The organism is Streptomyces justiciae (assembly GCF_015163075.1).
GTDB lineage: Bacteria > Actinomycetota > Actinomycetes > Streptomycetales > Streptomycetaceae > Streptomyces > Streptomyces justiciae.
Genome location: NZ_JADDXU010000009.1, coordinates 321,613 through 334,436 on the forward strand (window position 1 = coordinate 321,613; position 12,824 = coordinate 334,436).

14 protein-coding genes are annotated in these 12,824 nt (G+C 71.0%); 7 read left to right on the forward strand and 7 right to left on the reverse strand.

Going from position 1 to position 12,824, the window contains the following annotated elements:
- Positions 1 to 3 precede the first annotated feature (3 nt).
- Positions 4 to 456 carry an ATP-binding protein gene (locus IQ210_RS25870; RefSeq protein ID WP_194081495.1) on the forward strand — a complete coding sequence of 151 codons (453 nt, stop codon included), beginning with the start codon at positions 4 to 6 and terminating at the stop codon, positions 454 to 456.
- Here IQ210_RS25870 and IQ210_RS25875 read toward each other — a convergent pair.
- Complete coding sequence (locus tag IQ210_RS25875; protein WP_194081496.1) at positions 434 to 1,135, reverse strand: LuxR C-terminal-related transcriptional regulator; 702 nt, start codon at positions 1,133 to 1,135, stop codon at positions 434 to 436. The two genes, IQ210_RS25870 and IQ210_RS25875, sit on opposite strands and share 23 nt — an antisense overlap.
- The gene (locus IQ210_RS25880; protein WP_194081497.1) at positions 1,132 to 2,463 is read right to left on the reverse strand and encodes an ATP-binding protein; all 1,332 of its coding nucleotides are present in this window, start codon (positions 2,461 to 2,463) and stop codon (positions 1,132 to 1,134) included. Before IQ210_RS25880 ends, IQ210_RS25875 begins: the two co-directional genes overlap by 4 nt.
- A 154-nt stretch (positions 2,464 to 2,617) precedes the next feature.
- Here IQ210_RS25880 and IQ210_RS25885 point away from each other — a divergent pair, with 154 nt between their 5' ends.
- Together IQ210_RS25885 and IQ210_RS25890 are read left to right on the forward strand one after the other, a co-directional pair.
- Complete coding sequence (locus tag IQ210_RS25885) at positions 2,618 to 4,117, forward strand: PspC domain-containing protein (RefSeq protein WP_194081498.1); 1,500 nt, start codon at positions 2,618 to 2,620, stop codon at positions 4,115 to 4,117.
- Positions 4,104 to 4,352 carry a hypothetical protein gene (locus tag IQ210_RS25890; RefSeq protein WP_194081499.1) on the forward strand — a complete coding sequence of 83 codons (249 nt, stop codon included), beginning with the start codon at positions 4,104 to 4,106 and terminating at the stop codon, positions 4,350 to 4,352. The genes IQ210_RS25885 and IQ210_RS25890 overlap by 14 nt, the downstream gene beginning before the upstream one ends.
- Positions 4,353 to 4,403: 51 nt before the next feature.
- Here the strand turns inward: IQ210_RS25890 and IQ210_RS25895 are convergent, their stop codons facing one another.
- From IQ210_RS25895 to IQ210_RS25905, 3 genes are all read right to left on the reverse strand, one after another.
- A complete protein-coding gene (locus IQ210_RS25895; protein WP_194081500.1) occupies positions 4,404 to 4,940 on the reverse strand; it encodes a DoxX family protein in 537 nt (178 codons plus the stop codon).
- A gap of 138 nt (positions 4,941 to 5,078) precedes the next feature.
- Entirely contained in the window at positions 5,079 to 5,543 is a 465-nt protein-coding gene (locus tag IQ210_RS25900; RefSeq protein ID WP_194081501.1) for a hypothetical protein, read from the reverse strand.
- Between the two features lie 111 nt (positions 5,544 to 5,654).
- On the reverse strand, positions 5,655 to 6,932 hold the full coding sequence (locus IQ210_RS25905; protein ID WP_194081502.1) for a hypothetical protein: 1,278 nt from the start codon (positions 6,930 to 6,932) through the stop codon (positions 5,655 to 5,657).
- Between the two features lie 187 nt (positions 6,933 to 7,119).
- Here IQ210_RS25905 and IQ210_RS25910 point away from each other — a divergent pair, with 187 nt between their 5' ends.
- Entirely contained in the window at positions 7,120 to 8,007 is an 888-nt protein-coding gene (locus tag IQ210_RS25910; RefSeq protein WP_194081503.1) for a DUF4429 domain-containing protein, read from the forward strand.
- On the opposite strand, the gene IQ210_RS25915 is transcribed toward IQ210_RS25910, so the two are convergent.
- Positions 8,004 to 8,813: a class II aldolase/adducin family protein gene (locus IQ210_RS25915; RefSeq protein ID WP_194081504.1), complete on the reverse strand. Its 810-nt coding sequence runs from the start codon at positions 8,811 to 8,813 to the stop codon at positions 8,004 to 8,006. The genes IQ210_RS25910 and IQ210_RS25915 overlap by 4 nt on opposite strands.
- Positions 8,814 to 8,992: 179 nt before the next feature.
- On the opposite strand from IQ210_RS25915, the gene IQ210_RS25920 reads away from it, so the two are divergent.
- Both IQ210_RS25920 and IQ210_RS25925 read left to right on the forward strand, forming a co-directional pair.
- A complete protein-coding gene (locus IQ210_RS25920; protein WP_194081505.1) occupies positions 8,993 to 9,637 on the forward strand; it encodes a hypothetical protein in 645 nt (214 codons plus the stop codon).
- Positions 9,638 to 9,679: 42 nt separating this feature from the next.
- A complete protein-coding gene (locus IQ210_RS25925; RefSeq protein ID WP_194081506.1) occupies positions 9,680 to 10,153 on the forward strand; it encodes a pyridoxamine 5'-phosphate oxidase family protein in 474 nt (157 codons plus the stop codon).
- Between the two features lie 18 nt (positions 10,154 to 10,171).
- On the opposite strand, the gene guaA is transcribed toward IQ210_RS25925, so the two are convergent.
- A complete protein-coding gene (gene guaA, locus IQ210_RS25930; RefSeq protein ID WP_194081507.1) occupies positions 10,172 to 11,749 on the reverse strand; it encodes a glutamine-hydrolyzing GMP synthase in 1,578 nt (525 codons plus the stop codon).
- Positions 11,750 to 12,166: 417 nt separating this feature from the next.
- Here guaA and IQ210_RS25935 point away from each other — a divergent pair, with 417 nt between their 5' ends.
- Complete coding sequence (locus IQ210_RS25935; protein ID WP_256785706.1) at positions 12,167 to 12,424, forward strand: chorismate mutase; 258 nt, start codon at positions 12,167 to 12,169, stop codon at positions 12,422 to 12,424.
- The last annotated feature ends 400 nt before the right edge of the window (positions 12,425 to 12,824 follow it).

Below are 12,824 nucleotides of genomic sequence, written 5' to 3' on the forward strand. Positions count from 1 at the left end.
CGCATGTCCGAGGAAGCCGTCGAGTGGCAACTGCCCCGCCACCCCCGCAGCGTGAGCCGCTCCCGCGCTCTTCTCCGTGCGCAGGCCGTCGACTGGAAACTCCCGGACGCGATCACCGACACGGCCGTACTACTGCTCAGCGAGCTGATGACCAACGCCTACCGCCACGCCCACGTCTCCCCCGGCCGCGAGATCCGTATCCGCTGCGCCCTGGACGACGACGCCCGCCGCCTCCACGTATCGGTGACGGACGCGAGCGACACGATGCCGACGTTCCGGAACCCGTCCCCGGAGGACGAGTCGGGGCGCGGCCTGATCCTCCTCACCCTGCTCGCCGACGAGTGGGGCACGGAACCCCGCCCGAACGGCCTCGGCAAGGCAATCTGGTTCGCCCTGAACCTGGATCCGAATCTGGATCCGAATCTGGATCCGGTTACACCAGCCGCCGCGCCGTAGCCCACCGCGTCAGCTCATGCCGGTTCGACAGCTGCAACTTCCGCAGTACCGCCGACACATGGGACTCCACCGTCTTCACGGAGATGAACAGCTGCTTGGCGATCTCCTTGTACGCGTAGCCGCGCGCGATCAGCCGCAGTACCTCGCGCTCGCGCTGCGTCAGGCGGTCCAGGTCCTCGTCCACCGGTGGCGCGTCCGTCGAGGCGAACGCGTCGAGGACGAAGCCGGCCAGCCTCGGGGAGAACACCGCGTCGCCGTCCTGGACGCGGAAGATGGAGTTGACCAGGTCCGTGCCTGTGATGGTCTTGGTGACGTAGCCCCTCGCCCCGCCTCGGATCACGCCGATCACGTCCTCCGCCGCGTCCGACACCGACAAGGCCAGGAACCGCACCGGCTGCTCCGCGTCCGCCATCAACGGGGCGCAGCGGCGCAGGACTTCGACTCCGCCGCCGCCGGGGAGGTGGACGTCCAGGAGGACCACCTCGGGGCGGGTCGCGGTGATGACCGTGACGGCCTGGTCGACGTCGGCCGCCTCGCCGACGACCTCCACGCCGGTCTGCTCGGTCTGGCCGATCTCGGCCTGGACGCCCGTACGGAACATGCGGTGGTCGTCGACGAGGACCACTCGCACCCGGCGCTCGCCCGTCGCTGTGTCGTTCGCCTCGGTCGGGTCGCTCATGACGTCTTCTCCGCCCTCTCCATCTCCAGCTCGACCTCCGTGCCGCCGCCCGGCACCGCGCGCAGGCGGGCCGTGCCGCCGTGGCGCTCCATGCGGCCGATGATCGATTCTCTGACACCCATGCGGTCGGCGGGTATCGAGTCGGGGTCGAAGCCGGGGCCGCGGTCCCGGACCGACACGAAGACCGTCTTTCCCTCGACCTCGGCGTAGACCTGCACCGCGCCGCCCTCGCCACCGTACTTGGCCGCGTTCACCATCGCCTCGCGCGCGGCCTGCATCTGTGCGCCGATCCGTTCGTCGAGGGGGCAGTCGCCGACGATGACGACTTCCAGGGGGACGCCGTGCTTGTCCTCGACCTCGGCCGCGTTGCGCCGTACCGCCTCGGCGAGGGTGTCGGGTTCGTCGGCCTCGTCCTTGCCCGTGCCCTCGGGTTTGTAGAGCCAGGTGCGCAGGTCGCGCTCCTGGGCGCGGGCGAGGCGGCGCACCTCTCCCGCGTTCTCCGCGTTGCGCTGGATCAGGGTCAGGGTGTGCAGCACCGAGTCGTGGACATGGGCGGCGACCTCGGCGCGCTCCTGGGCGCGGATGCGCATCAGGCGCTCCTCGGAGAGGTCCTGGGTCATGCGTACGAGGTAGGGGCCGGCGAGGAGGGTGATGCCGACCAGGACCGCGAGGGCCGCCTGGAGGACCGAGCCGAGGTGGGCGGCCGAGCCCTGCATGACGAAGATGCCGGACACACCGGCCGTGACGAGCAGGACGCCGCCCGCGGCGCGCAGCAGGCTGAGGGTCCGCCTGCGGCGGCCGACCTCGGCCCAGCGGGCCCGGCGGGCGTTGTCTGCCTGCCGCCAGACCAGCGCCACACCGGCGCCGACGAGCACGGCGGGCCAGAGGTAGGCCTTCGCGCCCGTGCCCAGGTTGACGTTGCCCACGAAGACCATGGCCACCACGACCATGAGGAGCAGGGCGACGATCTGGCCCTTGTCCGGTCTGCGGGCGACGAGGCGGCGGCGGCCGTCGGGTGAGGTCTCGGTGGTGACGAAGGACGGGGCCTTCTGGCCGCTCACACCTCCGACGCCGAGCGGCACGAAGAACCAGAACGCGGCGTACAGCAGGGCGCCGAGGCCGTCCGCCATGAACAGGCCGACGAAGACGAGCCGCACCCAGATCACGGGCAGCCCGAGATGCCCGGCGAGCCCCCGCGCCACACCCCCCAGCCAGCGTCCGTCACTGCTGCGGTAGAGCTTGCGCGGCGGCCGCGGTTCGACGAGTGGCGCTGCTGCGGCTGCTTCCGGCATGCCATCGATGTTCACACGGCGCGACGGCCCGAGCATCAGGGTCGGCCCCCTAGACTCCCCTGATCTTCGAGACGCGCAGAAACGGCACGGCCCTCGAACGTCTCCCCGGCGCCGGGTCAGGGGCGATATCAGGGTCCGGCCAGGGTCGTTCCGACTCCCGTCGCGGCAGCTCGCCCGTCACCATGGACACATGACAGATCACCAGCACGCCGCGGACCCGGCGCCCGACGAGGGCGCCTCGTCCGCCGCGCCCTCCGCGACCGCCGCCGGTGAGGAACCGCGTGCGCACGAGCGGGCGGGTGCGCGGAAGGAAGAGGAGCGGCCGGGCGCGGCTGGACCGGAAGACGACCGCGACGGGGTTCGTTCTCCTGGCGAGGACGGGCTCCGTCCTCCCGGCGAGGGGGGAACGGCCGCGCCGCCGCCGAAGTTCCGCCGCGACCGGCGGCACAAAATGCTCGCGGGCGTGTGCGCCGGCCTCGGGCGGCAGTGCGACATGGACCCGGTGATCTTCCGGATCACCCTCGCCGTGCTCTCCGCGACCGGCGGCATCGGCCTCATCTTCTACGGCTTCGCGTGGCTCTTCGTGCCGTACGAGGACGACGAGGAGAACGAGGTCCGCAAGCTGCTGACCGGTCGAGTCGACGGCCAGGCCCTGGCGGCCGTGCTGTTCGCGCTGGTCGGCTGCGGCGTGTTCCTGACGATGCTGAACAACGGGACGGTGCTGACCTTCGCGGTCGTCGTCTCCCTGCTTCTCGCGGGCGCCGGGTACTGGGCGCGGCAGCGCGGCACCCCCGACACCGACCCGCTGGCCGCCCAGGCCGCCGCCGACGCCCCGCCGGAGGCCCAGGCCCCGCCGGTCAGCGTCACCTACCCCTCCTGGTGGCGCGAGCCCATCGTCAAAGACGGCACTCACGAGGGCGGCACCGGCTATCTGTGGGGCCCTGGCGACTCCCGCCCCCGCGACATCGCGGACGCCATCGACTTCAGCTTGGCCCGTGGCTACGGCCACGCCGGTGCGGACATACGCACGGCCGGCCCGCAGCAGTCCAGGCAGCGCGGCCCGCGCTGGATCGGCGGCTGGATCTTCCTGCTCGCCCTGCTCGCGGCCGGTCTCGGCACGGGGCTGACGTGGGACGAGCACCCCCTCGGCACCAGCCTCCAGACCGGTCTGGCCTGCGCGCTGATCGTCCTGGGCCTCGGTATCGCGGTCAGTTCGTTCCTCGGGCGTACGGGGGCGGGCTCGATCTTCCTGGCGGTGCTCACGGCGGGGCTGCTCGCCGGGGCGGCCGCCGTGCCCAAGGACATCGGCACGGACTGGGTCCGGGAGAACTGGCGGCCCGCCGCGGTGGCGGACGTCAAGCAGAAGTACAACCTGGGCACCGGCGTCGGCACGCTCGATCTGAGCGCGGTGGACCTGGCCAAGGGGCAGACGGTGACGACCGAGGTCGAGGTGGGCGTGGGCAAGGTGAAGGTGATCGTGCCGAAGGACGCGACCGTGCAGGTCCACATCGACGTGGGCGTGGGCGACATCCAGCTGCCCGGGGACGACCAGGAGGACGTGGACGTGGAACCGGGCAAGTACAAGGAGGCCACCCTGACCCCGGCCAAGGGCGTCAAGCCGTCCGGCACCCTCGACATCGACCTCCAGGTCGGCGTCGGACAGGCGGAGGTGAGCCGTGCTGCGTCATGAGTTCCGCCCAGGCAAACTGATCGCCGGCTTCTTCCTGACCCTGGCAGGCATCATCTACGCCGGAGACGCGGGCGGCGCCTGGGAAACCCCCTGGTTCGCCATCATCCCCGTGGTCACGGCAGGCCTGTGCCTGGCAGGCGCGGTAGGACTACTGACCCGATCACTCCGACGCCGCCGCAGAACGACCATCGGCACGGGCACCCCGGAGGAGCCTTCGCCGGAGATACCGGGGTAGGCCCAGGCCGGACGGCTGGAAGCCCCCGTCACCGGACGGCTGGAACCCCCGTCACCAAGCCGCGGCCCCGCTCGGTTCTCGGCGGCGGTTTCTGATCAGGGCGTCCAGGGACAGATACGGCGCCCCGGCCAGGATCAGTGGTAGCCAGGCCATCAGGTAGGCGAGGTCGTTGCCGTAGTAGTAGGGCTCCGCGGCCCAGCTCATCGTCAGCCACAGGCTGAGGGAGATCAGGGCTCCGCCCAGGGCGGCGAGGCGGGCCAGGAGGCCGAAGAGGGTGCCGAGGCCCACGGCCACTTCGCCGAGGGCGATGGCGTAGCCGAAGCCGACGGGGTTGTTGAGGGCCATGTCGACCATGGCCGGGATCGCCGACGACTGCTTGACGTTGCGCATCTGGTCGCCGATCGAGCCCGCCCCCGAGTCCTTCATGAAGGCGCTGTCGGTGAGCTTGTCCAGTCCGGCGTAGATGAAGGTGACGCCCAGGAAGACGCGGAGCGGGAGCAGCGCGTAGTGAGTGGCGGTGTCGCGCCAGCTTCGGCCGCCGCCGTCGAAGTAGGGGGTGTGCGTGTCCGTACGAAAACCGTGAGTCATCGCTCCTAGCCGCCTCTCACCCAGCGTGCTGTGACCCCTCAAAAGACGATACGCACGAAAGGGAGGTACCGCTCAATGCCGGGACGACGGGTTTCCGCCCCCTGGATGCGCCTTGCCCGAGGCCGGTCGTGGCGCCGGTCAGATGTGCGCCCGGATCTGACGTACCGGGTGGCCCAGGGCCCGAGCCACGGAGTTCAGCTGCGCCTCGCTCAGCGTGTCGGTCTCCGGGTTCCAGACGGCGATCTCGAACCGGGCGAACCCGCAGGGCCAGTGGAAGTCCAGCTGGGCCAGCGAGACGTCGGCCCCACAGCAGGGAACGGTCGCGTCGAGGGTCGGGAAGCCGTCCTCATGGTCCTCGATGAGGTCCGCCCACCACTCGAGGTCGATCGCCCCCCGGCACCGCGGGCAGCCGATCCGCTCCAGGTTCTGCGCGCTGTCGACCACCGAGGGCAGGTCGTACCAGTCGACGTCGATCTCGACGTCCGTGTCGGGGGCGAGGCCGCCGACCAGCTCGGTCACGAGGGCCTGGGCGCGGAGGGCACCGGCTTCTTCGGGCTGCCAGTGCGGGTCGGTCGGTATGACGGAGAGAACGGCTTCGCTCATGGTTCAGGCCTCGTCGATGGTCGTCATGGTCGGGGTGTCTGCGGTGGTCGCGACGGCTCGGGCGACTCCGGTCGGGGGCACGGCTCCGGCGTCTCCGCCGGGCGCCATCGCTCAGTCCGTCACATCGATCGCGTACCGGTTCGTCTCCACGCCGGCCGCGGTGATCACCTGGACCTCAACTCGGCCTGGTTCCACGTCCGCGGGGACGGGGACGGTGAGGACGGCGTCCGTGGGGTTGCTGAAGCCCCCGGTCACCGGGACGAGCGGGACATGGACATGGACGGTGCCCACGCGGACCGTCATGCGGGACAGCCGTTCCGCGCCCTGGGCGCCGGGTGGTACGAACCCGGCGCCGCGGATCTCGATGTCGTCGCCGGTGCGGATCGGGGCGTCGAGGTCGCCGGCCTCGCGGGCGCGGACGACGGAGAGGATGACGGGACGGCCGCCCTCGGCGTACTTGCCGGCCAGGTAGGTCGCCGCCGAGATGAGGACCACGACCGCCAGCCCCCAGGGCAGGTCGGGGAGTTGGTCGGGGCGGCGGGCCAGCCGTACCGCGGCGAACAGCAGCGCCACCGCGCCGATCACGACGTACTGGATGTCGGCGAAGCTGCCGCGCCCGGCGTCGTCGGTGAGCAGGTCGGCGGCCCTGGGGCGGTCGGCACGTACCTTCTGGAGCCGTTGCCCGAGCACCCGCAGCCCGACCACGCGCCGGACCAGCACCGCGATCCCGCAGACCACGGCGAGGACGGTCACCACACCGGCGGCGCGGGCGAGTTCGAGCCCGGAGAGCAGCGTGTCGCGCTCGGCCGGGTCGGACGCGGCGGCGAGTCGGCCGACCAGCACGAGGACGGCGTAGGCCACGAACAGCACCCAGGCGACGGCGACCGCGCGGGAGGTGGAGAGGCGGTTGTCCTCGCCGATCACGGGGGCCAGCGCGCCGCCCCGGGTGCGATGGAACCAGGAGGCCGTGGTCAGGGCACCGGCGGTCACCAGGGCGGCCAGCAGTCCGGCGGTGCGGGCGGCGGTCCAGCCCGCGCCGATCGCGGTGAGCGCCTGGACGAGCAGGAGAACGACCACGCCCGCCCACATCGTGTACGCGGTGCGGCTCCACAGGCGGGCCAGCCACGCCTCGCCCTCGGCGCGGCCGCGTTCGGCGACCAGTTCCGCGGACTGGGTCAGCTCCTCCGACACCCACTGACGGGACGCCGAGGCCGAGTGGGCCACGGCGGCCGGCAGGCCCTGCCCGGCGGCGAACTCGTCCCGTTTCATGAGGAATTCGGCGACCGCCCGCCGATGCCCCTCCCGCGCTCCGTGGGGACAGTCGCCGCAGGTGCAGCCGCCTCCGTGCGCGCCCGCATCCGCGCTCTGTCTCGCCTCCTGCACCGCCACGCCCGACGCCCGCCTTCCCCGCGATCTCCACGATGCGCGGCCCCTGCCGAGGTCTCGGCCGCCGCTCTGCAACTCCCGTGCGATGACAGCGAATTGTGCCTTACGCCACGACGGGCGCGTCCGGCAGGTCTGGTCAGGGCGGGTGAAGCCGGGGTCGCCGTGTTGACCTGGCTGCGAGAATTTCTGTATGGCCGAGATCATCCAGCGCGACGGGACCTGGGCCTTCGACGGCACGACGGTCAGGATCACGCCGGGCCTCCACCGTTCGGTACCGCTGTTCCGGCAGACGTACGGGGAGATCGCCGTGCCCCTGGAGGCCGTCTCCGGTGTCGTCTTCGAGCCCGAACGCAAGCGGGGGCGGCTGCGGATGCGGTTGCGCGAGGGCGCCGATCCGCTGTTGCAGGCGACCGGGGGGCGGCTGCCGGACGCGGCGGACCCGTACCGGCTGGTGGTGGACGTGGACCGGGCCGGGGTCGCGGAGTACGTGGCGGAGGAGATCCGGCGGGCGCTGCTGCTCGACCAGATCCCCAAGGACCCGACGAAGACGTATCTGCTGTCGGGGCCGCCGGTCCCGGTATCCGTGCGCTCCTCCGACGGCAGCGTCTCCTTCGACGGCCTCCAGGTCCGTATCGACTGGGCCGACACCTCGGACCGGGTGAAGCGGGCGACCGGCCCGCGGATCATCGCGATCTCCGACCTGGTGGGCGTGGAATGGCTGCCCAACTCCGGTTACGAGGACGGTTTCCTGCGGTTCGTGACCCGCGAGACGGCGTTCTCCAAACTGCCGCCCGAGAAGGACCCGTACGCCCTGGACCTGTGGGGCAGCGCCCGCCGCGACCTGCTGACGGCCCTGGTGGCCACGGCGGTCACCGCCCGCCTCCCGCACCCCTCCACCCGCACGGCCGACGACCAGGCCAGCCGCTTCCCACAGCTCCCGGCAGCGGTGCCGTCACAGGCCGACCATCACGACGTACTGCTGCGCAGGCTGCGGGAGCTGGGCGAGCTGCATCGCGAAGGGGTGCTGACGGACGAGGAGTTCGCGATGACCAAGGCAGTGATCCTCAGAGGCTTCTAGCTCAGCAGATCCGGCTCACTGCGGCTGATGTCCTGCCACAACGGCTGGTAGTTGATCCACGCGACCAGGTCGCCGCCCAACTGCTCCCTGGTCGCGACCGCCGCCTTGTGGTCGATCAGGATCGGGCGGCCCGCCGCTCGGGCCGCCAGCTGGACCTGGGCGGAGCGTTCCATGGACAGGAACCACCAGGCCGCCGCGTCCACCGAGTCGCCGACCGTCAGCAGGCCGTGGTTGCGCAGCACCAGGCCCTTGCCCGAGCCCAGGGCGGCGGCGATCCTGCGGCCCTCGGCGGTGTCCACGGCGACACCCGAATAGGCGTCGTACACCGCGTGGTCCTCGTAGAAGGCGCAGCTCTCCTGGGTGATCGGGTCCAGGAGCTCGCCGAGGGCGGAGAGGGCGCGGCCGTGCACGGAGTGGCAGTGGGCGACCGCGACGACGTCGGGCCGGGCGGCGTGGACCTGGGCGTGCACGGTGAAGGCGGCCTGGTTGACGTGGTAGCGGCCCTCGACGACCTGCCCGTCGGTGTTGGCGAGGACCAGGTCGCTGACGGTGACGTGCTTGAAGGGCATGCCGAACGGGTTGACCCAGAAGCAGTCGGTGAACTCCGGGTCGCGTGCGGTGATGTGGCCGGAGACGCCGTCCTCGAAGCCCTGCCGTCCGAAGATCCGCAGCGCGCCCGCCAGCCGTTCCTTGCGGTGCCGGCGCTCGTCCTCGACCGAGTCGTGCATCGGCGGCATCGCGAACCGGAGGCTGTCGGTGGGCAGGGGGGCCGGCGGGGTCGGTCCCGGTTCATACGTCCCGTGCATCGGTCCTCCAGCACTGGGGTGGCTTTACGGGGCGGAAGTTACCGTCGGTCAGCGCAGGAGAACAGGCGTATGAGGTAACGATGCCGTGCGCAACCCTTCCGGCGGCTCGGCGGTCTGGTGTGCGGAACGACAAGTTCCCGACACTCCAGCACCAGTTTTGAGTCATCCCGGAGCCTTCCTTGAGCCTCGTCGAACGTCACCTCAGCTCCCTCATGCGGCAGCTCGCGACCCAGGACCACGTCGAGCTGGTCCACCCCTTCGCCGAGCACAAGTTGTTCGGGGCGCTGGTCTACGTCGCCGAGTGCTTCGGCTTCCGCTACGCCGGTGTCCGCCTCGTCGGCCGCCACAAGATCCTCCACGTCCACCTGGTCCGCGACACCCACCCGGCGGCCCAGCAGCGCGCCGCCGCGAACCTCGCCGCGTTCCCGCAGGTCGGCGCGGGTGGCACGGTCCCCGGCATGTACCTGAACTCGCTCACGCCGGTCCCGGAGGCCCAGGCCGACGTCGACCTGATCATCGCGCTGATCAAGTACGACGCCCTGATCGAGGCGGGCGACCCGCGCCGGCTCAAGACGATCGGCTGGGGCGCCGCCGCCCTGTTCCTGCTGATGGCCCCGCTGACCGGCAAGTACGCCGTCCTCCTGCCGCTCGCCGTGCTCATGCCGGCGTTCATGTACGGCGCCCTCCGAATCAACACGGTCCGCCGCGCCAAACTGGCCGCGCAGCTGACGGCCGGCGGCTGCACGCAGGTGCGGGACGACGCGGGACGGGAGCGGTACGTGCGCCCGCTGCCGTACGCCGCGCAGGGCACGCAGACCCCGTAATACCGGACAGCGGATGTCGGGTATCGGCGCCACACTCGTCGTATGACTGCGAACTGGTCCGCCTTCACCACCGCCGAACCCGATCTCGCCCAACTCGTCGAGGAGCGCTTCGGCGCCTTCACGCACCACACCCTCGCGACCCTCCGCAAGGACGGCTCACCCCGCACCAGCGGCCTGGAGGTGCGGTTCCTCAACGGCGAGCTGTGGCTCGGCATGATGCCGGACTCGCTCAAGGCCCTCGACCTGCTCCGCGACCCGCGCTTCGCGCTCCAGGCGAATCCCGGGGAGGGGCAGTCGATGGGCGGCGGTGATGTGCGGATCAGCGGGCGGGCGGTCGAGGTCGTCGATGTGGCGACCAAGGCCGCATACGGCGAAGAGGTGGAACCGCCGGAGCCGTTCCACCTCTTCCGCACCGAGCTGACGGAGGTCGTCAGGACCTACGTCGAGGACGACAAGTACCTCGTCGTCCAGGTCTGGAAGCCCGGAGAGCCGGTGCGGACTCTCAAACGGACCTAGGAAGACCTAGCGGGAGACCTACTCCCACTCGATCGTGCCCGGCGGCTTCGAGGTCACGTCGAGGACGACTCGGTTGACGTCCGCGACCTCGTTGGTGATCCGGGTGGAGATCTTCGCGAGCACCTCGTACGGCAGGCGCGACCAGTCGGCCGTCATCGCGTCCTCGGAGGAGACCGGACGCAGGACGATCGGGTGGCCGTAGGTGCGGCCGTCGCCCTGGACGCCGACCGAGCGGACGTCCGCGAGCAGGACCACCGGGCACTGCCAGATGTCCCGGTCGAGGCCGGCGGCCGTGAGCTCCTCGCGGGCGATGGCGTCGGCGTCACGGAGCAGGTCGAGCCGCTCCTTGGTCACCTCGCCGACGATCCGGATGCCGAGGCCCGGGCCGGGGAACGGCTGGCGCTGGACGATCTCGTCCGGCAGGCCCAGCTCCTGGCCGACCATCCGGACCTCGTCCTTGAACAGCTTGCGCAGCGGCTCGATGAGCTTGAACTCGAGGTCCTCGGGGAGGCCGCCGACGTTGTGGTGGGACTTGATGTTGGCCGTGCCGGTGCCGCCACCGGACTCGACCACGTCCGGGTAGAGCGTGCCCTGCACGAGGAACTCCACCGCCGGACCCTCGTCCGCGATGATCTCCGCCTGGGCCTGCTCGAAGACCCGGATGAACTCGCGGCCGATGATCTTCCGCTTCTCCTCGGGGTCCGAGACACCCTTGAGCGCGGTGAGGAAGCGCTCCTCCGCGTCGACGACGACCAGCTTCACGCCGGTCGCGGCCACGAAGTCCTTCTCGACCTGCTCGGTCTCGCCCTTGCGCATCAGGCCGTGGTCGACGTACACGCAGGTCAGCTGGTCGCCGATGGCGCGGGCGACGAGGGCCGCGGCCACCGCGGAGTCGACGCCGCCGGACAGCCCGCAGATGGCGCGCTTGTCGCCGACGAGCGAGCGGATCGCGGTGACCTGCTCCTCGATCACGTTGCCGGTGGTCCAGTCGGGCTTGAGGCCCGCACCCCGGTAGAGGAAGTGCTCCAGGACCTGCTGGCCGTGCGTGGAGTGCATGACCTCGGGGTGGTACTGGACGCCGTACAGCTTCTTCTCGTCGTTCTCGAAGGCGGCGACCGGGACGACGTCCGTGGAGGCCGTGACGGAGAAGCCCTCGGGGGCGGCGGAGCAGGCGTCGCCGTGCGACATCCACACATGCTGCTCGTCCGGGGTGCCCTCGAAGAGGGTGGAGGACGACTTCGAGACGTGCAGGTCGGTGCGGCCGTACTCACGGGCGCCGGTGTTGTCCACCGTGCCGCCCAGGCTCTGGGCCATCAGCTGGAAGCCGTAGCACATGCCGAAGACGGGGACGCCGGCCTCGAAGAGCGCGCGGTCGAGGCGGGGGGCACCCTCCTCGTAGACCGACGAGGGGCCGCCGGAGAGGATGATCGCCGCCGGGTTCTTGGCGAGCATCTCCTCGACCGGCATGGTGCTCGGCACGATCTCGCTGTAGACCCGCGCCTCGCGGACGCGACGGGCGATGAGCTGGGCGTACTGCGCGCCGAAGTCGACGACCAGGACGGTGTCGGGGGCGGCGGCGGGGGTCGCTGATGACACGGGGTGCCTTCCGGCGGTTTGGGCGAGGGCTGTGAGACCGATTCTAACGGGGTGCGGCCGCGCCCCGTCCCGAGCGGTGAGCCCGCCCCCTCCCGACAGGCGCCCCCGCCCCCTCCCGACAGACGCCCCCGCCCCCTCCCGACAGGCGCCTCCGCCCCTCCCCGTCCGGTGGATGGACCCCGGTTGGACAGGTGCCCGCGCGCGTGCATACTGCTGCCATGCTCACGCACCCGACCTTCCTCTTTACCTATGGCAACCGGCCCGCCGGCTGCCATGGTCGTGCTGCTTGAGCTACTGACAAGCGACTTCCCAGGCGCCCCGGGCCGACAAGGTCCGGGGCGCCTGTCGTTTCCTTCCGGATCTTGCCGCTCCGGGGCAGCCCTCGAAGAGACACCACAGACACCACGAGGAGCCCCCGTGACCACCACCACTCCCGAAGCGGTCATCGCCGACGCCCGCGAGCGCATCGACGCCATCGACGACCGGATCATCGGCCTCATCCAGGAACGGGCGGCCGTCTCCGCCGTCGTGCAGCAGACCCGCATCGCCTCCGGCGGACGGCGCGTGCACCTCGCGCGCGAGATGGATGTCCTCAACCACTTCAGCGAGGCGCTCGGCAAGCCGGGTACGTCCCTCGCGATGACGCTGCTCGAACTGTGCAGGGGTCGCATCTGAGTTCGGGCCCCGTCTCACCCGTACGGCGCGTGACCGCATCGCGGACCGCTTCGTTGGTGGTGGTGTCCGTGCCAGCCAGGGGCGGGCCCGACAGAACCACGCGTGGCTCGCTGGAGCGATGAGACGTTCGGATCTTGCCGTACGTCGTGGGACCTCGCTCCAGGTAAGTGACCGGACGGCAGGGGACAGCAGCCCGGTCACCCAAGAGAACGGCCGGCTCCGGGGACGCCCGGGGCCGACCGGCGGGAACAGAAGGCTGGGTCAAACGGTTGCGGAGGCCAGGTCGATCCAGCACGATGCCTACAAAGCCCAAGTCCCCCTGTACACACCCACATTGTCTGTGCGTTTCGGCACTGCCAGAGGTCCAGACCATCCGCGCGCCCCGGTTACGCCGGGGCGC

Excerpts from the sequence above, each read along its gene's own strand:
- IQ210_RS25880 (WP_194081497.1), bottom strand. The coding sequence starts at position 2,463 with ATGCTCGGGCCGTCGCGCCGTGTGAACATCGATGGCATGCCGGAAGCA.
- IQ210_RS25875 (WP_194081496.1), bottom strand. The coding sequence starts at position 1,135 with ATGAGCGACCCGACCGAGGCGAACGACACAGCGACGGGCGAGCGCCGG.
- IQ210_RS25925 (WP_194081506.1), top strand. The coding sequence starts at position 9,680 with ATGACTGCGAACTGGTCCGCCTTCACCACCGCCGAACCCGATCTCGCC.
- IQ210_RS25895 (WP_194081500.1), bottom strand. The coding sequence starts at position 4,940 with ATGACTCACGGTTTTCGTACGGACACGCACACCCCCTACTTCGACGGC.
- IQ210_RS25870 (WP_194081495.1), top strand. The coding sequence starts at position 4 with ATGTCCGAGGAAGCCGTCGAGTGGCAACTGCCCCGCCACCCCCGCAGC.
- IQ210_RS25910 (WP_194081503.1), top strand. The coding sequence starts at position 7,120 with ATGGCCGAGATCATCCAGCGCGACGGGACCTGGGCCTTCGACGGCACG.
- IQ210_RS25900 (WP_194081501.1), bottom strand. The coding sequence starts at position 5,543 with ATGAGCGAAGCCGTTCTCTCCGTCATACCGACCGACCCGCACTGGCAG.
- IQ210_RS25915 (WP_194081504.1), bottom strand. The coding sequence starts at position 8,813 with ATGCACGGGACGTATGAACCGGGACCGACCCCGCCGGCCCCCCTGCCC.
- IQ210_RS25885 (WP_194081498.1), top strand. The coding sequence starts at position 2,618 with ATGACAGATCACCAGCACGCCGCGGACCCGGCGCCCGACGAGGGCGCC.